The following is a 20,440-nucleotide window of genomic DNA, read 5'->3' as shown; positions in this document are numbered from 1 at the left end:
TATTAGGGTTCTCGATGAAAATTACTCATCGAGAATTTTAATATAATTATTGGAGGAATTTATCATGAGATCTGTAGAAGTATTTCATTATGATGCGTTCAGTAAAGAACCTCATAAAGGAAATCCGGCTGGAGTAGTTCTAGATGGAGATAAATTAACAGAGGATCAAATGCAGGAAATTGCGTTTAAGGTAGGATTTAATGAAACAGCCTTTCCGGTTATGTCTGAAGCAGCAGACCTTGGCATACGTTTTTTTACACCAGGGCATGAAATGAACTTATGCGGGCATGCGACGATGGCAACGGTGTATGTGTTAAAAACAAAGGGATTGTTAGGAGAAAAAACAGAGCTGACGATCGAAACAAGAGCAGGGATTTTACCTGTAAAGCTTCATTCAACTGCCAATAAAGAAATAATAATAACAATGAACCAGGCAGCGCCAATATTTGAAGCATTTCATGGTTCAAAAAGAGATTTAGCTCATTCTATAGGGTTAGAAGAAGCCGATATCCATGACACCTTACCAATTTTATACGGAAGTACAGGGACTTGGACGCTGTTAGTCCCAATAAAACACCTAGAGGCTTTTCGTAGAATGAAACCCCAAAATGAAGATTTTCCTTCTATATTAAAAGAAATACCTAAGTCATCTGTTCATCCATTTAGTTTAGAAACTTATGATGAAGAGGCTGACATGCATGCCCGGCACTTTTCCTCTCCCTATTCAGGAACTGTTGAGGATGCAGTAACTGGTACTGCGTCAGGGGTTATGGGTGCTTATTATGCTGAATATATAAGAAAGGATAGAAAAGAAGCTTTGAAGCTTGTGGTTGAGCAGGGGAATGAAATTGGCAAGAATGGCAGAGTAGGTGTCCAGGTTTCTGAGAACGGTGAGTTATATAATGTTCAAATTACAGGAAGTGCTGTTTTTGTTAACGAGTTAAATATTATGATAAATGATTAAAGAATCCCAGTGGATAGCAGCTCAATAAATGGGTCAGAAATGATTAGGGTCAAAGGAGAAATAACGTGCAAATTAAAGTATCTCAACAATTACCTAAAGACAAAATTAATACCTTTTTTATAAAGCAATGGGGAAGTCCTGAAATGGTTATTTCCAGCGGTGTTTTTGATTGTACCACCTTGGAAGGATATGCAGTGTTAAATAAAAACAGTGAGATAATCGGTTATATCTCATATGTTATAACGGATAGTGAGTGTGAAATAATCTCTTTAGACAGCATAGAAGAGGGCAAAGGAATTGGAACAGCTTTAATTCAGGCTGTAGAGCATATGGCGAAGGAAAGAAGCTGTCAGAAAATCAAACTTATTACTACAAATGATAATTTACATGCATTAAAATTTTATCAGAAGCGTGGATATTGTTTAAGCGCCCTACTTAAAGGAGCAGTGGACAGAGCAAGAGAACGCAAGCCGGAAATACCGCAATTGGGGAATGATGGAATTCCGATTCGGGATGAAATTCTTTTGTCTAAATGGTTGATTTAAAAAGCTGTCATCATAGGATAAGGAGTTGAAAAAATGGAGCACAAAATTGATATTTGTTTAGAAAAAGACAACAAATTCACCGATTTTTTACACCAGAAGATTAAAGATTATAATAATAAGCACTCCCCCCATCATAGACGAATAAGAGAAAAAGAAGCAATACGCCCAATAAATATTATTGTTTCTGATAACGATAATAATTGGATTGGCGGTTTAAGTGCAGAGGTTTACTGGGGATGGCTGGAGGTTGATTATTTTTGGATTTGTGAAAAGCATAGAGGTAAAGGCTTAGGAAGGAGAATTCTTATTGAAGCGGAGATGGTTGGTAAAGAAAAAGGGGCAACGAAGGCTTTGCTAACAACTTTTGAATTTCAGGCCCGTTCCTTTTATGAAATGAATGGATATCAGGTTGCCGGTGAGATAGAAGGATATCCGCCTGGAAGCAATTACTGCATGATGGTGAAATCATTACTTTAAAACCACCCTTTGATCAGGAGGAGATTATCTTGAAAAAGGTCATTGAATTACCAGAAAAATTTAATTTCAAAGCTGCAACTACAGATCATGGCTGGTATATGCTGCCTCCCTTTCACAGTAATGATGATATGAGTGCTTTGAACAGAGTGGAAAAATTATCAACTGGTAAGATCGTTATGCTTCACATCAAACAAGATAATGCTAAATTAATTATTGAAATAGAGGACAAGAAGACCTTAACAAATAAAGAAAGTGAGGAGATAATTCGTAAAATCAGCTGGATGTACCGGCTGGATGAGGATTATAGTGCCTTTTATAAAATGTGCGCAGATAACAAGGACATGCAGGAAATCGTAACAGAAAATAGAGGCAGACTATTACGATCACCGAGTATATTTGAAGATATTGTAAAGACAATCCTCACAACCAATACTACCTGGAGCCGGACGATTTCCATGACAACTAATTTTGTAACACTTTTAGGAGAAAGATATTCGGACGATTCAGGATTATTTACGTTTCCCACACCTGAAGCAGTTTTAAAAAAAGATAGGGACTTTTTAAATCAAACTGTCAAATTAGGATATAGAAGTGACTATATTTATGAGCTTGCATTAAATATAGTAAATGGCGTCTATGATTTAGATGTACTAAAAAATCCGGAAATTTCAACAGAGGACGTTGTGCTTAAAATGAAAAAAATTAAAGGGGTAGGACCATATGCGCTCAGTAATATTCTAATGCTGTTGGGAAGGTATGACTATCTACCTGTAGACAGCGAATTTAAGAAGCATGTAAAAAATAAATATTTCTCAGGTGAGCTTCCTCCTAATGCACAGCTGCATCAATTATATAAAGAGTGGGGAGAGTATAAATTCTTGGCTTATTGGTTTGACAGGTAATCTTCATATGCAGGGAACGCTGGAGCAAAAATGGAGCAGGGAGTTTAATCTATGATGTTTTTTCACGCTGGACATTATTTCAAGGTATTATAATTATTTCTTTGGCAGGGCTTGCCTTTATAGCGGATTTGTTTAAGACAGAAATTGCCATACCTGCTTCTGAAAGTATGGAAGCAAATGGATCTGAGGTGATGACATTTTTGTTTATAATAGCTGTAATTGGTTTGCTAAGCCTGTTAATGTATTTCCAAACGAAGAAAAGTCACACATTTTTAAAGCAACCGTTATGGGATAAAATGTACATCCTGATGCCCGTTTTATTTGCTATATCTTTTTATTTTGATATTCTTTTTGATAGATTCAGTAAGTAATATAAGTAAGTAATATAATAGAAAGTCACCGTTGGCTGCTATATATCTTGTTTTATTATATGCTATTTTTAATAAATTTAGTGGTGTTGGCATTTATCTATAAATTAAAAAAGAATACAATCCCAAATGAAAATAAAATCATGTTTTCTTTTATTTGGACTACATTAATTCTCTTTGTAATTTATTTTCTGCTGTAATTTTTATATATACTGCTCTTGTGCAGAACCGGAATAGATTTTTTGAACCCTGCCTTTAAATCTTATAAAATAAGCAAAAAACCATTTAACGTTTTAATGCCAAATGGTTTTTCCTTATTTTATAAAAGCTTATTCGTACTTACGAGGATAATACAAATACATAAAACCTCTATTGCCTGCTCTACTTCCTCTAACGTTGGGAAGGATGGTGCAATGCGAATATTTCTGTCGCGCGGATCGTTTCCATATGGAAAGGCTGCTCCAGCTCCGGTTAATGTTACTCCGGCCTCTTTGGCAAGCCTGATTACTTCAGAAGCGCAGCCATCCATGGTATTCAGGCTGATGAAATAGCCGCCCTCAGGCTCTGTCCATGTAGCAACACCATAGGAATCTAATTTGGAATGGAGTATATTTAATACTGCATCGAATTTAGGTTTCATAATATCCGCATGCTTCTTCATATGTGCCAGGATATTATCATAGTTTTTAAAAAAGCGGACATGGCGCAGCTGATTTACTTTATCGGGACCGATTGTCTGTACGCTAAGCTGTTCCTTAATAAAATTAATATTTTCCTTGCTTGCCGCTACTACTGCGACCCCAGCTCCAGGGAAAGTGATTTTCGAAGTGGATGCAAACATAAATACTCTGTTCGGGTTGCCATGTTTTTTACATGCTTCCAAAATATTTTTTAGTCTTGGAGAATAATCGGTTAAGTCATGTACAACATAAGCATTATCCCAAAAAATCTTAAAATCATTTGCTTTGGTCTCCATTTTAGCTAAACGCTCCACAACATCATCGCTGTATGTAACACCATCAGGATTACTGTATTTGGGAACACTCCACATACCTTTGATGGACGCATCATTTCGGACAAGTTCCTCCACTTTATCCATATCCGGACCATCTTCCAGCATATCGACGGAGATCATTTCGATATCGTACTGTTCACAAATCGTAAAATGTCTATCATAACCAGGGACCGGACAGATAAATTTAATTTTATCCTCTTTGCCCCAAGGAGCTTCACTATCGACAACACCTTTAATCAATGCTTTTGAAATAAGATCATGCATGATATTCAGGCTGGCATTGCCTCCGATTAGAATCTCTTCTGTATCTACTCCAAGCATATCCTTAAACAATGCTTTTGCTTCCGGTATCCCATCAACCAGCCCGTAATTCAGAACAGAAAGATGATCACCGATATTTTCAGAATTCACACTGTCTAATAGTTTCAATGATAATTTCAGCTGTTCAGCGCTAGGCTTTCCTCTGGCCATATTTAAAGCCAGGTTCTGTTTTTTTATAGATTCAAATTCTTGCTTTGTTTTATTATAAAGATTTTGCAGACTGGAATGATCCATCTGTTTTAACTCGCTCATTTTATCCCTCCGCAGTACTTACCTTGATTTTGTCTCTTGTTATTATTTTATTGCATTCAATGGGAATTGCAAAGGGGAAATGCGGAAAGTCGCAAATTTGTCAGTTAAGATATTTTTTCTTCAAATAATTGGATAATTGAAACGTTTGCAGGCTTTAATTCGTAAGCTAATATAACAATATAAAAAGGGAGAACTGAAATCCATGAATGAATGGTGGAGAAAGAAAAAGTCAAAAACAAGAAAAAGCAGAAAGAATAAAGGGGATTATACAACAAGAGATTTTCTGTTCGATATTTTCTTTTGGATTCCCGAAATCATCATATTTCCAATACGTCTTCTTTTTTGGTCCTTCAGAGGTTTGTTTCGATGGATAACTGAGGTGTTCTAATAAGAATGGCAGCCTGTTTGGGAGATATATAGAAAATACAGCTATAAAAGCAGGATAAATGTTAAATATGGAGAATTATGTATATAGGCAGGTGTTCAGATTTATACATATAACATCATTTTCCTGCAGCACTATTACTGACAGAAAATGAAAAATAGGGGCCATTTTATGGGAAATATAATTGGAATATCATGGATGTTTAAATTAAAGCTGGCATTGCATCTTCTAATTACTGTCACAGGATTTATCAGTGTGATTTTACGTGTTTTGTAATCTCCTGACCTTTGGGTCTCTTTAACTAAATTCACCTTTCAAGCAAATTTGAAAGTTTCAATAACCTTCTTATGAAGCGGTCTTGTCCTGTTTTTTTAGGAAGAAGCAGACTCCGTTTTTGGATTTTTTCAAAAATGCTTCTGTTATTTATATGTTCTTTTGTATTTTTACATATCATTTTCTTCTCGCCAGTGGCGGTCAATATGCTGGAATCTGGGTTATCACAAATTTTACGTTTCATTTTTTTATTCCTTTAGCCGTTATTATTAATTGGTTTCTTTTTGAATCGAAGAAAATGTGCAGTTATAAGTGTATTTTTTATTGGATGGTCTATCCAGTTCTTTATTGTATTATTTCAATTGTGAGGGGATATTCGATGGTTTTTATCCTTATTTCTTTTTAAATCCAAATGAGGAAATTCCGTCTGGTGTTGGCAGTTACTCGAATGATGCGGCCTTTATTGCTGTTTTTCTATTTGTTTATATCATGCTGAGTTTTTTATTAATTATATTAAACCGAATATTAATGAGTGGGGATAATAAAAAAGATATATTTGATAGTTAATAAAAATAAGGAAAGGGGGTCACGTATATGGCCGGTAATATACTCATCAGTAATTTGACATTTAAATATCCATCCATGATTCATCCTTTATTTGAAAATATAACAGTGAATATTGATGAAAATTGGAAGCTGGGGCTGCTTGGGAGGAATGGTCGCGGCAAAACGACTTTCTTTAAAATCCTTTTAGGAGATCTGGATTACGATGGGAATGTTCAATCCTCATTTATATTTAAGTACTTCCCAATATTTCCTGCTCCAGATAATCATCTTACTGCCGAAGAAGTATTGCTTAAGGAAAATTCAATGATTGAACGCTGGGAATTGGAGTTGGAGTTATCCTATATGGATTTACCTGCGGAAGTGCTGGACAGAGATTTCTATGTTTTAAGCGGCGGTGAACAGACAAAAATTTTATTAATAGAGTTATTCCTCAATGTGGATACTTTCCCGCTGATAGATGAACCGACAAATAATTTAGATGTTCATGGAAGGAAGGTTGTCGGGGATTACCTGAATCGGAAGAAGGGCTTTATCGTCGTCAGTCATGATCAGCATTTTCTCAATCAGTTTGTTGACCACACTATGGCAATTAACAAAGAAAGCATTGATGTAGTAAAAGGTGATATCAATACATGGGCCTATGAGAAAAAGAATGCTGATGAACTTGCTGAAGAAAAAAATCATAAACTTCATCATGAGATTAATAGACTGGAAACTGTTTCAAAAAGAGTTGGCTCATGGGGACATTTGAGAGAGGATAGTTCCAAAGACGCCGCCAGCAGAAGATTAGCAGCAAAACAGATGAAGCGCTCCAAGGCAATTAAAAAAAGAACAGAAGAAAAGATAGTGGAAAAACAAGCTCTGATTCATAATATTGAAACTGTGGAAGCATTAAAAATGCGGGTTGATCAACCTCATAAACAAGTCTTCTTACTTCGGAATTTTTCTATTTTACAGAATGGAAGGAGCTTGTTTGAACCGGTCAATATAGATGTCTATCCCTCTGAACGCTTATTTATTACAGGAAAAAATGGGGCAGGAAAAACATCCCTGCTGAATTTTATACTTGGGAATGGTCAGTTTGAATTCATAGGAGATTATCAAATCAGACTGCCGGATAAAATCTCTCTCCTGCAGCAGCAAAATCAGCTTAACGAGGATCATGCCTCTATCCTTCAACAACTAACAGCAGAGGAAAAACAATCTTATCTGCATTTGCTGCGGCAGTTAGGTTCCAAACGATCCAGTTTTGCTGATCGTTCAAGTGAGCATTGGAGCTCGGGGGAGCAGAAGAAAGTATTTTTGGCAAATGCGTTGTTAGGTAACCATTCCTTATTTGTATGGGATGAAGTGACAAATTATTTAGATATGATGGTGATTGATCAATTAATTGCAGCAATAAATAAATATAAACCGACAATGATCGGCGTAGATCATAATGAGCATTTTGTAGATTCTGTTGCTACGAAGACGCTGGAGCTGATTAAGAGAGGTTGATTAGTGGGAGTGGTATTTTTTGGTTTATAAATGAAAAATAGATATTTACATATGTACGATTAAGCTCAAACAAGAAAAGGAACAGGTGATATAGATGATGAAAATATGGTGGGCAACAAATGTGTTTTGGTTAATATTTTTTACAGGGGCTTCAATTGTTATAAGAGTTAGAAATGTGGATGGAGCAGGAATAGCGCAGACTCCAGAATTAAAAATGCTGGCGTTTATTATTTTGGGAGGTTTTTTCATCGTTGTCTTAATTGGGCAGCTGCTATTCCTCTATTTTGTCAGAAAACGAAAAGCAGTTTAGTTATTGCGTTTTTATTCTGAATATTATTTCTATAAGATTACTCTAACGGAAGTTCAGGCTGGATCACAATAAGGAATCCGGCCTTCATTTATCATAAAATAGCAGCTATTGGAGGAAAAAACATGGTCCGCTTAAATGCTTTTAAATTATATCGAATCGTGTCTTCCATCATTTTAGAAAATGAAAGAATTCTTTTAGTGCAAAACAAAGATGAATATGCTAACTATATCTGGAGCCTACCCGGCGGCCAAATTGAAGCAGGAGAAACGATTAAAGAAGCATTGTCGAGAGAAGTGTATGAGGAAACAGGATTAAGCGTAACAAATTTTGAAATAGCTTATATCCACGAAAGCTATATACCTGAACATGCTGCTCAGAGCTTAGTCACCGTTTGTAATGTATCCGTTAAGCATCAGGAACAACTTAAAATAAATGATCCAGATGGTGAAATTACAGATATAAAATGGGTTCCTCTTACAGAGATTGAAAATTACATAAAAAATACAGGTGTGTCCGCTCCATTAACAGAATGGCTGAAAACTAAATGTACTTGTTTTTATAGGTTAGATAAGGATTTAGTCTGGAATGATACGAATAAATAAAACAACCTGATAAGGCAAGTGTTCAATTCTATCTTAATCAATCACTGTCGATTTTTTCGTTGGATATAAAAAAGCCATTTCATCAAATGAAACGGCATATTCCGTAATCAGTTATCTATTATATGATGAACTTTAATTTTATGCCAAATAGCTTTCCAATTCTTTTTGATAATCCGCTCCTCGTAAATTGCAGCAAGTTCTTTTGTTTCGATAAAGAAGGGAGTCGGTTTCAATTCTAAATTAATGACATCATCTATTCCACAAGGAGAAGTAAGAACCAAATTATGATCCTTGTCCAGCTTGACTCCCAGAGCAGTTGCAGTTTCTGGAAACTTTGAAATAGCATCCTCCGAAGAAGTATAGGGAGGAAGATTATTAAGGACGTGCATTCTTGCCTCATTTTTAACAGACCAAGGTATATTAGGAATGATGCTTATCAGCTTATTCTCTAATTCCTTTTCAAAATTCTCATTAATGTTTGTGTTATCAAAGTAGATAACATCAACATCTGGGGTCTCCGTTCTTTCATTAAACCCGTGCAATGTGTCCCAGATTTTTGAACGTATAAATCCTGCACATATCCACCAGTCAGGTAAATTCAAAGTACTTGCAGCCTTTATAATCTCCATCATCTTTTCGTCGCTTTGGATTAGCTTTATTACATCTTCTTTATTCTTTAACATCTTTAAGTTACCACCTCTTAATAATAGAACGTATATTCTTATTTTAACATATCAAAGTGAAAAGGAGGAATATTCCATTAAGATTGTCAATTAAACTTAATATCTAAAAGCAACAAAGCATACGAAAAGAGCCTAATCATAAAAAGCAGTTAGTAGATTAAAGAAATAAAGAAATAATCGACCTTATTTATGAAAGGAAGCGAAGAGTAATGATAAATCCAATTATTCTGGAACAAATAAAATCATTATATACAGAAAATATAGAGGCTCTTGAATTACTTGGAGGCTTTCATAATAATGTATTTCTCAGCCGTAATCAGAAGATGGTTATAAAAATATTGGACACGAAAGCATATAAAAAAATTAATTTACTCAATGAACAGGAAATAATAGAAATAATGCTTCTGCATGGAATAAAAACCCCCAGTCTTATCCCTTCAAAAAATGACACGCTTATAGAACAAATCAATGGGGAAGAGAAAAAATTTTATTTGATGACATATACATATATTGATGGGGAGGTTCTGTCTCCTGATTTGAAAGAAAATCATGTAATAAAAGCCTGGGGGAAGCTGCTTGGTAAAATGCATGAAATAACCAAATTAAATCGTCATAAAATGGAGCAGAATTATTTAGGGTGGGACCACGATATAAAAAGGGAAGACTTTGCAAAAGGCCACGGTAAAATAATAGAAGAGAAGTGGCAGAAATATATGGACGAGTTTGTTGCTCTCCCGAAGGATAAAAACAATTATGGAATTGTACACCATGATCTCCATAATGAAAACATCATGATTGCAAATAAAGCGATGTATGTTTTAGATTTTGGTGATGTCCGCAGAAGCTGGTATGCTTATGATACTGCGATTCCAATCTTTCATTTTATGGAAAATAATAGACAGCTTGGCAGGTTAGAACAGCTGGAACTCTATCGACATTTTACAAAGTTATTTTTGGAAGGTTATACAGAGGAAACAGCTTTGTCTGAGGAGCAATTGCATTTAATTCCCCGTTTTTTGGAATACAGACTCTTATATTCTTATTTATTTTTTAAGAATTCTTTTCAGGGAAGAGAAATGGGCACAAAAGTTAAAAATCATTTGGAAAAAATGCGGTTTCGGATTGAAAATGATGTGCCTTTTATTCCTGGAGATAAGAGATAACTTTAACAATACATATAAGAAGAAGGGTGATTTAAAATGAAGGCGTACGAGAATAAACAGGCTCTAATTGATGAAATTACAAAAAGAGCCGATCTATTTATCAGTGAATTTGATGCAATTAATACCGCAGATAAAGATGATACCGTAAGCGAAGTCGATAGAACACCCGCACAAATGATTGCCTATCAACTAGGCTGGATGAATTTAATCTTATCCTGGGAGCAGGATAACCAGGAAGGAAAGGATGTTATCACACCGACTCCAGAATATAAATGGAATAACCTCGGAGGTCTCTATCAAAGCTTTTATGGTCAGTATGCTGTTGATTCGCTGGAAATGCTGATTGAGAAGTTCAACCATGATGTTGATCGCATCATCCAATTAGTAGAAAGCTATCATGATAAAGAAATATTTGAACAGGGAGGCAGACAATGGGCAACGACTACACCTTCCAGCTGGCCGATTTGGAAATGGATTCATATTAATACAGTCGCGCCATTCAAGTCATTTCGGACAAAAATTAGAAAGTGGAAAAAGGTTCGGGGAGTATAAATAGATTAATTATATAAATTAAAAATAGACTATTAAAACACATTTAAATTTAAATGTGTTTTAATATGAAAAATTACTCTTGACATTCAAGTTACTTTAACGTTTATGCTGATAGATAGAGAGGGCGACAGGAGGAAAGCATGTTGATGACAATACAGGCATTTTCAATGAAAACTGGAATTCCCAAAAGCACACTTCGCTTTTATGAAGAAAAGCATCTGCTGACATCAGTGCGGCAGGATTATAGTAACTATCGCATGTATGCAGAGAATCAGGTCCCTCTTGCCAAGATGATTGCAAGCTTGCGGACAGCGAAGGTTCCTATTCATGATATCCAGCTCTACTTAAAAGCGGATGAAAACAGGCAGAAGCAGATGAAGCAGAAATGGATTCAGACAATAAAAGAAAACCAGAGACAGCTGGAAATCAGTCTCCGCTATTTAGAAAGTGATTATGGAGAAGAGGAGATTTATATGTTTGAAAAACCTGCAGAGAAGGTTATCTGGTTTGAGGCGGAAGCTTCTCCAGGACAATTTAGCGGGGAATTTGAGTTAAGACGCAAACAGATGAAGCAGCATCATATTCCAATTAAGAATACGTACTTACGGTATTTGTCCGGAAGCAGCAAGCAAATCAATGCAGAAATTGGCTTTGGTGTACCAGCTAATATAAATACAGCCCCTGTTCCAGAAGCTTTTTCAGAAGAAATGAGGAGGAGCTTCTGTATTGGCCTTGCTTTCAAAGAGGATTTTTCCAAAATAGAAGCCGCTTACCGCAAATTAATTCAATATTGTATGACAAATAACTGGGCTCCGGCCGGTTCTATTTTTGAATGGTATCGCGGTGATCAGATGGACGAAGCGGATATCATTATACCCGTCACATATATAGGAGGGAAGCCATGAGTCAAAGAAAAAATTTACAGGTGGAAGTTGTTGAATTAAAAGGCTCTGCTTATGATATAGGAGTGAAACAGGGCGTTGCACTAAAATTACATCCAAAATGGAGACAACAGGAAGAATTACAGATAAATGAAGATATGGCAGAAGCAAGGAAGCAGATAGAGAAAATTTCCCCAACTCTTTTGAAAGAGATAGAAGGTCTGGCTGCAGGGATGGGGATCAATATAAATACCGCAATAAAGCTGTTTGGAGGCTATAATATGCAGATGCCTTCTATGGGTTGTACGACACTGGCCAATGATTCCTTCTATGTAAGAAATTATGATTTCAATGATGAATTATATGACGCCAGACTTGTCCTAATCAGACCGGACAACGGATACGCAAGCATCGGGTTCAGTCAGCAGATTACAGGCAGACTGGATGGCATGAATGAGAAGGGGCTTGTTATTGGGTTGCATTTGGTAAATGAAAGGATCGGCCAAGAAGGGTTTTTGGCAACAGCAGTTTGCCGCCTTGTTCTGGAGCATTGCGCTGTTACAGGTGAAGCAGTGTCGTTTATTAAACAAATTCCTCATCAATATTGTGTTAATTTTTCTATAATGGATAAGGAAGGAAATAACGCCATTGTGGAAGCATCGCCTGAAAAACAGATTGTTCGTAAAAATGCGCAGATTATTTGTACAAATCATTTTGAATCTGAGCAGCTAAACAGGAAAAATAGAGCAGTCATTAGTGGATCATTAGAACGGAAAAAATATTTATCAGTACTAGAAAAAGAAAAGCTGACGCCAGACTCTGCTTATTATATTTTTAACAGGGAACACTCACCATTGTTTTTCAAACACTATAAAGAATTTTTTGGTACATTGCATACAGTTGTTTATTGCCCAAAAGATTTAAATGTAATGATTGGTATTGGTGGAGATTGTGCTCCTTATGAATTTTCCTTTACTGAATGGCTCAAAGGAAAAGAAAAACTGCCTGGCATGCTTGAAGGGAAGATAATAAGTTAAGCAAGCATTCCTGCCGGCGTCAGAAATCAATAATGATACATCCTGAATTTTCAATATCTGATATAATAAGTATATTACTTTGAAAGGTTGTGTTGCGAATGAAAAATATGAATAACTTCCATCAAATATATGCAGGTGAAGCAAAATAATAGATCACAAATATTTTGCTTCGACACGTAAGGAGGAGCAAATTTTTGAAAGAGATATTTGAAAATAACTTTGAGAAATATGAAAACCCTGAGAAATATGATGAAATGTATAGTAAATATCAAGATGATTTACTATATTTAATGGATTATGCAAGTGGAATGCATGAACCTATCATTGATCTTGCTTGCGGCACAGGCAGATTAACGATACCTATGGCTAAAAGTGGATTAAACATGACAGGAGTAGATTTGCATGCTGGTATGCTGAGCAGGGCAAAGCAAAAAGCAGATGATGAACAGATAAATATTATTTTTGAACAGCAAGATTGTACGGAATTAGATTTAGCTTATAAATCACCATTGGTTTTTATGACTGGTAATTCGTTTCAACATTTTTTAACAAATGAAAGCCAAGATGCGTTATTACATTCAGTGAAAAAACATTTATTAACGGGTGGACAATTTATATTTGATACACGAAATCCAAATATAGAGGAGTTGTCTGTTCCCGGGGAATTTGAGGAATCTTATATAAATAACGAAAATCAAACTATAATCGAAAAGAGCCGTGAAGAGTACAATCATGAAACTCAAATTTTGAATTGCACAACGCACACTGAATTTTTTGAAAATGAGCAATTAATTCATGCGGCAAGTGATTCCATTTCACTGCGTTATGTTTATCCAATGGAGCTGTATCGCCTATTAGACTCACATGGTTTTGAATTAATAAACTTATATGGTTCCTGGAAAAAAGATACTTTTGTGAAAGATAGCACTTCAATGATAGTTCATTGCCAATTAAAATAGGAATGATTTCTTTTAGTTGAATGATATTACAAAGTTAAAAGCGTATTAGTCAGATTCCTAATACGCTTTTAACTTTGAAAATGATATCCAATAGAAGAGACTTTCATTTGCTTTTTTATACAAATGCAGCTTGGTTTTCATATATGCCTTTTGTCGAGACGTCATTATATTTTGTAGAAGTCTAAGATACTTATTTTAGAAAATACTTCTATATGTATATGGATGAAAATGTGATGAAAAGCACATTCATCGACAAAACGAGAGGAGTCCTGTAACATATCCTCTATTGTAAATTATTATTAAGGGAGGTAATCACTAAAACGTGCAATCATTTAATAAAACACCTATCATTATTGTTCTTCTCATTGGCGGATTCATTTCAATTTTAAACCAGACAACCATGATTACCGCAATTCCGCCAATCATGGAAGAAATGAATGTGACTGCTAATACAGGGCAATGGCTGACGACCGTTTTCATGCTCGTAAATGGTGTGATGATTCCTGTTACAGCATTTTTAATGGCGCGGTTCTCGACAAGACAGCTGTTTATTACTGCAATGACAGTATTTGCTGTCGGTACAGTATTTTCTGCTCTGGCTCCAAACTTTGGTATGCTGATTTTAGGCAGAATTATTCAATCCAGTGGAGCTGGTGTGATTATGCCACTGATGCAGACTGTTTTTCTATTAATTTTCCCTGTTAAAAACCGCGGGATGGCGATGGGACTGGTGGGCCTCGTAATATCTTTCGCTCCGGCGATTGGACCTGCTTTGTCTGGATGGATCATCACCAATTATTCCTGGCGTGCTGTATTTTTGATTATATTGCCAATTGCTATTATTGTTATCCTGGTCGCTGCCAAAGTGATGAAAAACGTTACAGAATTAACATATCCAAAGCTGGATATCTTATCAATTATTTTATCATCTTTCGGCTTCGGGGGATTTTTATACGGATTTACAAGCGCGGGCAACAACGGCTGGGGAAGTATTATTACGATTACTACGCTGGTTATTGGGGCTGTGTCTCTGGTATGTTTCATAATCAGGCAATTACGTATGAAGACACCTATGCTGGAGTTCAGGGTATTTAAAAACCCTATTTTCACCCTGTCGACTATCATCCCCATGATTGCGTTTATGGGACTAATTGGTGCGGAGACATTGATTCCTCTTTATATGCAAAACGCACGCGGCTTCACAGCAATGGAAGCAGGAATTGCTCTTCTTCCCGGTGCACTTGTGAATGGAATGATGTCTCCAATTACGGGGCGTATATTTGATCGCTTCGGTGCAAGGTGGCTTTCGATTATCGGGCTTACCATTATTACAGCTTCCACTTTCGCACTTTCCAATCTGGGGCCTTCTACATCGATGACGATGATTATGATTTTGTATGCGGTTCGGATGTTTGGACTTTCTATGGTCATGATGCCTGTAACAACAGCAGGTTTAAATCAGCTCCCAAGAGAATTGATTTCACATGGTACAGCAATGACCAATACCATGCGACAGGTCTCGGCATCAATTGGGACAGCTATTGTCATCACCGTAATGACAACGACGGAAGTATCTGCGGAGCTTAATCCCGAAATAGCCTATCCGATGATTCATGGTATCAATGTTGCCTTTATGGTCATTACCGTACTCTCGCTGATTGGGATTATAATTAGCTTTTTTATCAAGAATGGCAATTCACCAGCAGAAGAGCAAAATCATGTACAGTATAATAAAGGAGAACACTAAAAAAAATCATGTATCCCGGCAAATATTTCAATTAGAGTTTAAAAAGCGTTAAGGTGTTCCTTAGCGCTTTTTTAAGGTTATTATACTTATTTAATATAAAGATACTTGTTTCCCTTTATTATCATTCAGCATTTTTTTAGCCAGTTAAATATTCATTTTAGAAAGCTGTCAGATATTTTTTATGTTATAATTAGTACCAAGTAATAATACTAACTTCTAATTAAATTGGAGGGGTTTGATGACAGGAACAAGAGTGAGCGCGATAGGAAGTTATGTACCTGAGAAAAAATTAACCAATTTTGATCTGGAAGAAATGGTTGAGACAACGAATGAATGGATTGTTCAAAGAACAGGAATTCATGAACGGAGAATAGCGCGTTCCGATGAATTTACAAGTGATTTATGTGTTTCAGCTGTGAAAGATTTAATGCACAGATATAATAAAACAGTAGAAGACGTTGATATGATTATTGTTGCAACAAGTACACCGGATTTCCCTTTTCCGTCAGTTGCCAGCATCATTCAGAATCGGCTGAATATCACACAGGCAGGTGCAATTGACCTGAGTGCAGCATGTGCAGGCTTTGTTTATGGCTTGCATACAGCGCATAGTTTAATTCGCTCTGGTCTTCACAAAAAAGTACTTGTAATTGGAGTAGATGCACTATCTAAAATAACAGATTACACGGATAGAAGTACCTGTATTTTATTTGGAGATGCTGCCGGGGCGGTACTGGTTGAAAAAGATGAGGAATCAGAAGATTTTGTTGGATTCCATTTGGGAAGTGATGGAAGTGGAGCACAGCATGTCTATCAAACAAGCTTATCCAAAACAGTTAATGGAGTAGAACTGGTTGATACACAATATCTTGTTCAAAATGGAAGAGAAGTTTTTAAATGGGTAGTAAGGAATGTACCGAAGAGTATCAGAGAGCTTTTAGAGAAAACAGAAACGAGCCTGGATGAAGTGGATTGGTTTATTCCACATAGTGCAAACTTGAGATTGATTGAACCTATTTGTGAGAAAATTGGACATCCAATCGAAAAAACACTTTATAGTCTCGTGAAATTTGGAAACACTTCAGCAGCAACCATTCCATTAGCGCTTGACCTTGGAATCCGGGAAGGAAAAGTAAACAATGGAGATAAAGTACTTATGTACGGGTTTGGCTCTGGTTTAGTCCATGCAGGCCAGCTGTTAAAGATGCATTTTGATGAACAAATCAATAATCCGACACCATTATAATTAAATATTTGCAGTAAAGAAAAAGGATTTTCGTGTGTCATGAACGAAAATCCTTTTTAATCAAGCTTCTAAAGCAATGATTAAAAGTTTTGATTTAATCATATTAATGAATATCTGTCTTTTTAAAATAAACAAGCATACTTATCAATCCAATAATAGCTGTAGCTGCAATAATAATATTCGAATATTCAGCCGGATAAGTCGAGGGAAGTGTATGATTAGAAATATCTCCTGCAGCTGCCCATGGAAATAACCCTCTATGTTCTGAATTTCCAGCCATAACGTTAATCAGCGTAATTACAACCGTAAAAATAATGGTCGGCACATAATTTTTCAGCACTAATGTCACCAGGATAATAGGAGTGGAGAGGACAAATAATAATAACCCTCCTGTACTAAATTGTTTTAATGAATCCAGCAATAAGGAAGTGTCTAAACCATCAAACTGTGTTAATAAGCCTAAAGTTAATGTGAGTACCCAGGCTATTATTGATAGCATCATGATCCACATAAACAGCAAAAGCATTTTACTAATAATAAAACTCATTCGTGACACAGGTATCGTTAATAAATTTTTCAATGTATTTTCCGCATATTCTCGGTTGAAAAGATACGTTGTCACCACGCCATATAAGGGGACCCCTATGATGAGAACGGTATACAGATTAACATTGTAAAACAGATCCTCAAAAGGAGTGGCTGGTTCATGAATAAATGTAGCTATTACTACTACAAAGGGGGCGACAGCTGCTCCAAGTATACTTATCAGGAACATGCTGGAACGCTTGAGTTTTAATAATTCCGTGAATAATAAATCAGCCAATTGCTCCACCCCCGACCAATTTTGTAAAGTAGTCCTCTAAATTGTCCTCGCTTACTTTTATTTTTAACACTTCAATATCATTTTCAACGAAAACCTTATTAAGCTTACCCTGATTTCCTAAATGCGAATATACACGAATATTTCCTTTATCATGGACTTCATAATCCGAAATACCGAAGTGGCTTTCCAGGAGCATCGCTGCTTTATTATCATTAGAAACTTGAAACTCTAAATATTTGCGGTTCCGTTTCCTGAGATTTTCAAAAGCGATTTCTTCCATGAGCTTTCCTTCATGGATAATTCCCATATGATCTGCCAGCTGTTCGATTTCTGATAATATGTGGCTTGATACAAAAATGGTTATATTTCTTTCTTTAGCCAATGATTGGATAAGACTTCGCATTTCCTTGATGCCAATTGGATCTAAACCATTAGTAGGCTCGTCTAATATTAACAGCTCCGGATAATGAAGCAGCGCTCTGGCAATGCCTAATCTCTGCTTCATCCCTAAAGAATATTTGCCGACAAGTTTTTTCGTTTCATGATGTAAATCAACAATCTCTAAGGCTTCCTCTATTGCATTTTTCTTATGCACACCGATGATTTTAGCATTGATTAAAAGGTTTTCCCTTGCCGTAAGATTTTCATAAAACCCCGGAACTTCCACTATTGAACCAACTCTTCTTAAAATTCCTTTTTGATTCTTAAACAGATTTTCACCAAATAATTCAATTTGACCGGAAGTAGGTTTGATCAGCCCTAATAGCATTCGAATTGTAGTAGTTTTCCCGGCTCCGTTTCGGCCGAGAAAGCCATAAACTTCTCCCTGATTCACAGTAATATTAAGATGATCCACCGATTTCTGCTGTCCATAAACTTTCGTCAGATTTGTAGTTTTAATGATTTCACCTATTTGAAACACCTGCTTTCAATTGAGTCTATAATTAGATTATAAAGAGCAGATTTTAATCCGGGCTTAACCGTTTCTTAATTGTTTCTTAATTCAAGCTGGAGGGGGTGTTTAGGAATAGAAAAGCCAAAGGCAGTTCTTTCCCATGGAATACTTTCGACCCAAATCTTGCCATGATGTTTTTCTACTAATGCTTTTGCAATAGACAGACCGAGCCCGCTTCTACCGTATAGCTGATTTCTTGACTGATTTCCACGGTACATTCTTTCAAACACATGTATTACATCTTTATCTGCAATTCCCGGTCCCTGATCCCATACAAGTAATTGATAGTCTTTAGGAGTTTCTGTAAGTTCTATCCCTAATATTTTTCCTTCTCTGCCATAATACAAGGCATTCTTGATTAAATTACCTACGATTCGTTTAAGGCTCAAATGATCTGCTGTGATGATACATTTTTCTTCCGGAATAACGGTTTTTAATTCAATATTTTCTTTTTTTAAATCAGGCAGGAACTCAATTAAGGATTCTCTTGTAATTTCAGCAAAGTCGAGTTGTTCTGCCTTTAATGTAATTTCATCCGCATCAATTTTTGCCAAATGAAAGAGTTCATCTAATAATTGCTTTAGGCCGTTTGCTTTTCTGGATATAATTTCAATATACGCTTTCTTTTCTACTTCTGAAGCAGCGATATCATCTTTTAGAGCATCAACATAACCGATAATAGACGTAAGGGGTGTACGGATATCGTGTGAAATTCCTGACAGTATTCCTTTTCTTGCTTTTTCTGATTTTATTGAATGAACTTGGATCTTTTCCAGTTGTTCCACTAACTCGTTAATAGAAAAAACAAATTCATTTAATTCCTTATCGTGTTTAGTTAATAATCTTGTTTTTACGTTTCCATCAACTGCACGCCTTATTTCTATATTCATCCGTTTTAATTGTGTAAAATATCGAAATCTCAAAATAAAAAAAGCAGTGGATATGAGAAATAAGATAATGTATAAAGACCATTTTAATGCGTCTCCTGAATGGGCATTGATATCTACAATACATACTCCTGCCAATATGACAAACTGAAAAATAATAAGAAGGAGAACCTTGTCATTCTTCATCCATTTCACCAACAAATTTATAGCCGATTCCCCATACCGTTTGAATGAATTTAGGATTAGAGGGGTCTATTTCTATTTTCTTTCTGAGCTTTCGGATATGTACCATTACAGTATTATCATCTTCTATATAATCGCTTCCCCAGACATTACGAAATAATTGTGTTTTAGTAAAAACTTGTTCAGGCTGGGAGACCAAAAATTTAAGAAGTTCAAATTCTTTTGCAGTCAGCGGAATTTCCTTCCCGGCAATGGTTAGTGTATAGTTTTTAAGATTAATCGTGAGGTCTTTAAAAGTGATCGATGATTTTTCAAGGAAACTATTATCCATCTCCCGTATAAAAGATCTTCGTAACAGAGCCTTGACTCTGGCGACCACTTCATGGATACTAAAAGGTTTTGTAATATAGTCGTCTGCACCAATTCCCAAGCCTAAAAGTTTATCGATCTCCTGATCCTTCGCAGTAAGCATCATGATCGGGACGTTTGTTTTTGCTCTGAGTCGCCTGCACACCTCTATCCCATCCAACTTGGGCATCATCAAATCTAAAATGACAAGATGATATTGCTTTCTATCAAATAATTGAAAGGCTTCTTCACCATCTTTAGCCAAATCTATTTGATATTGTTCTCTTTCTAAATATTTTTTTAATAAATCTCTAATTTCTTTTTCATCATCAGCTATCAGAATTTGAATGTTCTCCATATTTCCACCTGCTTTTTAAGGTTAAATGATATATTACTGCTGGTTTGCGATTCATAAGTGTGTTTCTTCCTTCTGTTCCTTGACGTTATTTTTCAGGTTTCATACACAATCTTTATTTTAATGTTTGACGTATTCATTAT

Annotated in this window: 22 protein-coding genes; 16 read left to right on the top strand and 6 right to left on the bottom strand. The window is 35.9% G+C overall.

Annotated features, from left to right (window positions below):
- The first annotated feature begins 64 nt into the window (after positions 1–64).
- The 4 genes from OSO01_RS03510 (at position 65) to OSO01_RS03495 (ending at position 2,888) form a co-directional block, all read left to right on the top strand.
- Positions 65–964, top strand: coding sequence for a PhzF family phenazine biosynthesis protein (locus tag OSO01_RS03510; protein WP_147208771.1), 900 nt, complete (start codon positions 65–67; stop codon positions 962–964).
- Positions 965–1,029: 65 nt separating this feature from the next.
- Positions 1,030–1,509 carry a GNAT family N-acetyltransferase gene (locus OSO01_RS03505; RefSeq protein WP_147208769.1) on the top strand — a complete coding sequence of 160 codons (480 nt, stop codon included), beginning with the start codon at positions 1,030–1,032 and terminating at the stop codon, positions 1,507–1,509.
- A 33-nt stretch (positions 1,510–1,542) separates the two neighbouring features.
- Entirely contained in the window at positions 1,543–1,986 is a 444-nt protein-coding gene (locus tag OSO01_RS03500) for a GNAT family N-acetyltransferase (protein WP_147208767.1), read from the top strand.
- Between the two features lie 29 nt (positions 1,987–2,015).
- A complete protein-coding gene (locus tag OSO01_RS03495; protein ID WP_147208765.1) occupies positions 2,016–2,888 on the top strand; it encodes a DNA-3-methyladenine glycosylase family protein in 873 nt (290 codons plus the stop codon).
- A 687-nt stretch (positions 2,889–3,575) separates the two neighbouring features.
- Here the strand turns inward: OSO01_RS03495 and OSO01_RS03485 are convergent.
- A complete protein-coding gene (locus tag OSO01_RS03485) occupies positions 3,576–4,844 on the bottom strand; it encodes an aspartate aminotransferase type Ic (RefSeq protein WP_147208761.1) in 1,269 nt (422 codons plus the stop codon).
- A gap of 812 nt (positions 4,845–5,656) precedes the next feature.
- On the opposite strand from OSO01_RS03485, the gene OSO01_RS24055 reads away from it, so the two are divergent.
- From OSO01_RS24055 to OSO01_RS03460, 5 genes are all read left to right on the top strand, one after another.
- Positions 5,657–5,908: a Pr6Pr family membrane protein gene (locus OSO01_RS24055; RefSeq protein ID WP_371863280.1), complete on the top strand. Its 252-nt coding sequence runs from the start codon at positions 5,657–5,659 to the stop codon at positions 5,906–5,908.
- A complete protein-coding gene (locus OSO01_RS03475; protein ID WP_147208757.1) occupies positions 5,815–6,069 on the top strand; it encodes a hypothetical protein in 255 nt (84 codons plus the stop codon). The genes OSO01_RS24055 and OSO01_RS03475 overlap by 94 nt, the downstream gene beginning before the upstream one ends.
- Before the next feature lie 27 nt (positions 6,070–6,096).
- Entirely contained in the window at positions 6,097–7,566 is a 1,470-nt protein-coding gene (locus tag OSO01_RS03470) for an ATP-binding cassette domain-containing protein (RefSeq protein ID WP_147208755.1), read from the top strand.
- Positions 7,567–7,660: 94 nt separating this feature from the next.
- Positions 7,661–7,876: a DUF3923 family protein gene (locus OSO01_RS03465; protein ID WP_147208753.1), complete on the top strand. Its 216-nt coding sequence runs from the start codon at positions 7,661–7,663 to the stop codon at positions 7,874–7,876.
- Positions 7,877–7,998: 122 nt separating this feature from the next.
- Positions 7,999–8,478, top strand: a complete 480-nt coding sequence (locus OSO01_RS03460) for an NUDIX domain-containing protein (protein ID WP_147208751.1) — start codon at positions 7,999–8,001, stop codon at positions 8,476–8,478.
- A gap of 107 nt (positions 8,479–8,585) precedes the next feature.
- Here the strand turns inward: OSO01_RS03460 and OSO01_RS03455 are convergent, their stop codons facing one another.
- Positions 8,586–9,161: a nucleotidyltransferase family protein gene (locus OSO01_RS03455; RefSeq protein ID WP_147208749.1), complete on the bottom strand. Its 576-nt coding sequence runs from the start codon at positions 9,159–9,161 to the stop codon at positions 8,586–8,588.
- A gap of 209 nt (positions 9,162–9,370) precedes the next feature.
- On the opposite strand from OSO01_RS03455, the gene OSO01_RS03450 reads away from it, so the two are divergent.
- The 7 genes from OSO01_RS03450 (at position 9,371) to OSO01_RS03420 (ending at position 16,746) form a co-directional block, all read left to right on the top strand.
- On the top strand, positions 9,371–10,324 hold the full coding sequence (locus OSO01_RS03450; RefSeq protein WP_147208748.1) for a phosphotransferase enzyme family protein: 954 nt from the start codon (positions 9,371–9,373) through the stop codon (positions 10,322–10,324).
- Between the two features lie 36 nt (positions 10,325–10,360).
- Positions 10,361–10,876: a ClbS/DfsB family four-helix bundle protein gene (locus tag OSO01_RS03445; RefSeq protein WP_147208746.1), complete on the top strand. Its 516-nt coding sequence runs from the start codon at positions 10,361–10,363 to the stop codon at positions 10,874–10,876.
- A gap of 140 nt (positions 10,877–11,016) precedes the next feature.
- Positions 11,017–11,781: a MerR family transcriptional regulator gene (locus tag OSO01_RS03440; protein WP_147208744.1), complete on the top strand. Its 765-nt coding sequence runs from the start codon at positions 11,017–11,019 to the stop codon at positions 11,779–11,781.
- Positions 11,778–12,794 (top strand): C45 family autoproteolytic acyltransferase/hydrolase, encoded by a 1,017-nt coding sequence (locus OSO01_RS03435; RefSeq protein WP_147208743.1) that lies wholly within the window; start codon positions 11,778–11,780, stop codon positions 12,792–12,794. Before OSO01_RS03440 ends, OSO01_RS03435 begins: the two co-directional genes overlap by 4 nt.
- A 194-nt stretch (positions 12,795–12,988) precedes the next feature.
- A complete protein-coding gene (locus tag OSO01_RS03430) occupies positions 12,989–13,753 on the top strand; it encodes a class I SAM-dependent methyltransferase (RefSeq protein WP_147208741.1) in 765 nt (254 codons plus the stop codon).
- 322 nt (positions 13,754–14,075) lie between these two features.
- Positions 14,076–15,500, top strand: a complete 1,425-nt coding sequence (locus OSO01_RS03425) for an MDR family MFS transporter (RefSeq protein ID WP_147208740.1) — start codon at positions 14,076–14,078, stop codon at positions 15,498–15,500.
- A 238-nt stretch (positions 15,501–15,738) separates the two neighbouring features.
- Positions 15,739–16,746 carry a ketoacyl-ACP synthase III gene (locus tag OSO01_RS03420; RefSeq protein WP_147208737.1) on the top strand — a complete coding sequence of 336 codons (1,008 nt, stop codon included), beginning with the start codon at positions 15,739–15,741 and terminating at the stop codon, positions 16,744–16,746.
- A gap of 103 nt (positions 16,747–16,849) precedes the next feature.
- Here OSO01_RS03420 and OSO01_RS03415 read toward each other — a convergent pair whose 3' ends face one another.
- The 4 genes from OSO01_RS03415 to OSO01_RS03400 form a co-directional block, all read right to left on the bottom strand.
- A complete protein-coding gene (locus OSO01_RS03415) occupies positions 16,850–17,569 on the bottom strand; it encodes an ABC transporter permease (protein ID WP_147208735.1) in 720 nt (239 codons plus the stop codon).
- Positions 17,562–18,482: an ABC transporter ATP-binding protein gene (locus OSO01_RS03410; protein ID WP_147208816.1), complete on the bottom strand. Its 921-nt coding sequence runs from the start codon at positions 18,480–18,482 to the stop codon at positions 17,562–17,564. The genes OSO01_RS03415 and OSO01_RS03410 overlap by 8 nt, the downstream gene beginning before the upstream one ends.
- Before the next feature lie 74 nt (positions 18,483–18,556).
- Positions 18,557–19,597: a sensor histidine kinase gene (locus OSO01_RS03405; protein ID WP_147208733.1), complete on the bottom strand. Its 1,041-nt coding sequence runs from the start codon at positions 19,595–19,597 to the stop codon at positions 18,557–18,559.
- Positions 19,587–20,300 (bottom strand): response regulator transcription factor, encoded by a 714-nt coding sequence (locus OSO01_RS03400; RefSeq protein WP_147208731.1) that lies wholly within the window; start codon positions 20,298–20,300, stop codon positions 19,587–19,589. The genes OSO01_RS03405 and OSO01_RS03400 overlap by 11 nt, the downstream gene beginning before the upstream one ends.
- Between the last annotated feature and the right edge of the window lie 140 nt (positions 20,301–20,440).

It is taken from the genome of Oceanobacillus sojae (assembly GCF_007991515.1).
Taxonomy (GTDB): domain Bacteria; phylum Bacillota; class Bacilli; order Bacillales; family Amphibacillaceae; genus Oceanobacillus; species Oceanobacillus sojae.
Note: the sequence above shows the minus strand (reverse complement) of the source record. Positions and strands in the feature narration are given on the sequence as shown.

What these genes read in the sequence shown, in the direction of transcription:
- OSO01_RS03510 (WP_147208771.1), top strand. Translation starts at nt 65, where the DNA reads ATGAGATCTGTAGAAGTATTTCATTATGATGCGTTCAGTAAAGAACCT.
- OSO01_RS03500 (WP_147208767.1), top strand. Translation starts at nt 1,543, where the DNA reads ATGGAGCACAAAATTGATATTTGTTTAGAAAAAGACAACAAATTCACC.
- OSO01_RS03485 (WP_147208761.1), bottom strand. Translation starts at nt 4,844, where the DNA reads ATGAGCGAGTTAAAACAGATGGATCATTCCAGTCTGCAAAATCTTTAT.
- OSO01_RS24055 (WP_371863280.1), top strand. Translation starts at nt 5,657, where the DNA reads ATGTTCTTTTGTATTTTTACATATCATTTTCTTCTCGCCAGTGGCGGT.
- OSO01_RS03470 (WP_147208755.1), top strand. Translation starts at nt 6,097, where the DNA reads ATGGCCGGTAATATACTCATCAGTAATTTGACATTTAAATATCCATCC.
- OSO01_RS03465 (WP_147208753.1), top strand. Translation starts at nt 7,661, where the DNA reads ATGATGAAAATATGGTGGGCAACAAATGTGTTTTGGTTAATATTTTTT.
- OSO01_RS03460 (WP_147208751.1), top strand. Translation starts at nt 7,999, where the DNA reads ATGGTCCGCTTAAATGCTTTTAAATTATATCGAATCGTGTCTTCCATC.
- OSO01_RS03455 (WP_147208749.1), bottom strand. Translation starts at nt 9,161, where the DNA reads ATGTTAAAGAATAAAGAAGATGTAATAAAGCTAATCCAAAGCGACGAA.
- OSO01_RS03450 (WP_147208748.1), top strand. Translation starts at nt 9,371, where the DNA reads ATGATAAATCCAATTATTCTGGAACAAATAAAATCATTATATACAGAA.
- OSO01_RS03445 (WP_147208746.1), top strand. Translation starts at nt 10,361, where the DNA reads ATGAAGGCGTACGAGAATAAACAGGCTCTAATTGATGAAATTACAAAA.
- OSO01_RS03440 (WP_147208744.1), top strand. Translation starts at nt 11,017, where the DNA reads ATGTTGATGACAATACAGGCATTTTCAATGAAAACTGGAATTCCCAAA.
- OSO01_RS03435 (WP_147208743.1), top strand. Translation starts at nt 11,778, where the DNA reads ATGAGTCAAAGAAAAAATTTACAGGTGGAAGTTGTTGAATTAAAAGGC.
- OSO01_RS03420 (WP_147208737.1), top strand. Translation starts at nt 15,739, where the DNA reads ATGACAGGAACAAGAGTGAGCGCGATAGGAAGTTATGTACCTGAGAAA.
- OSO01_RS03405 (WP_147208733.1), bottom strand. Translation starts at nt 19,597, where the DNA reads ATGAAGAATGACAAGGTTCTCCTTCTTATTATTTTTCAGTTTGTCATA.
- OSO01_RS03400 (WP_147208731.1), bottom strand. Translation starts at nt 20,300, where the DNA reads ATGGAGAACATTCAAATTCTGATAGCTGATGATGAAAAAGAAATTAGA.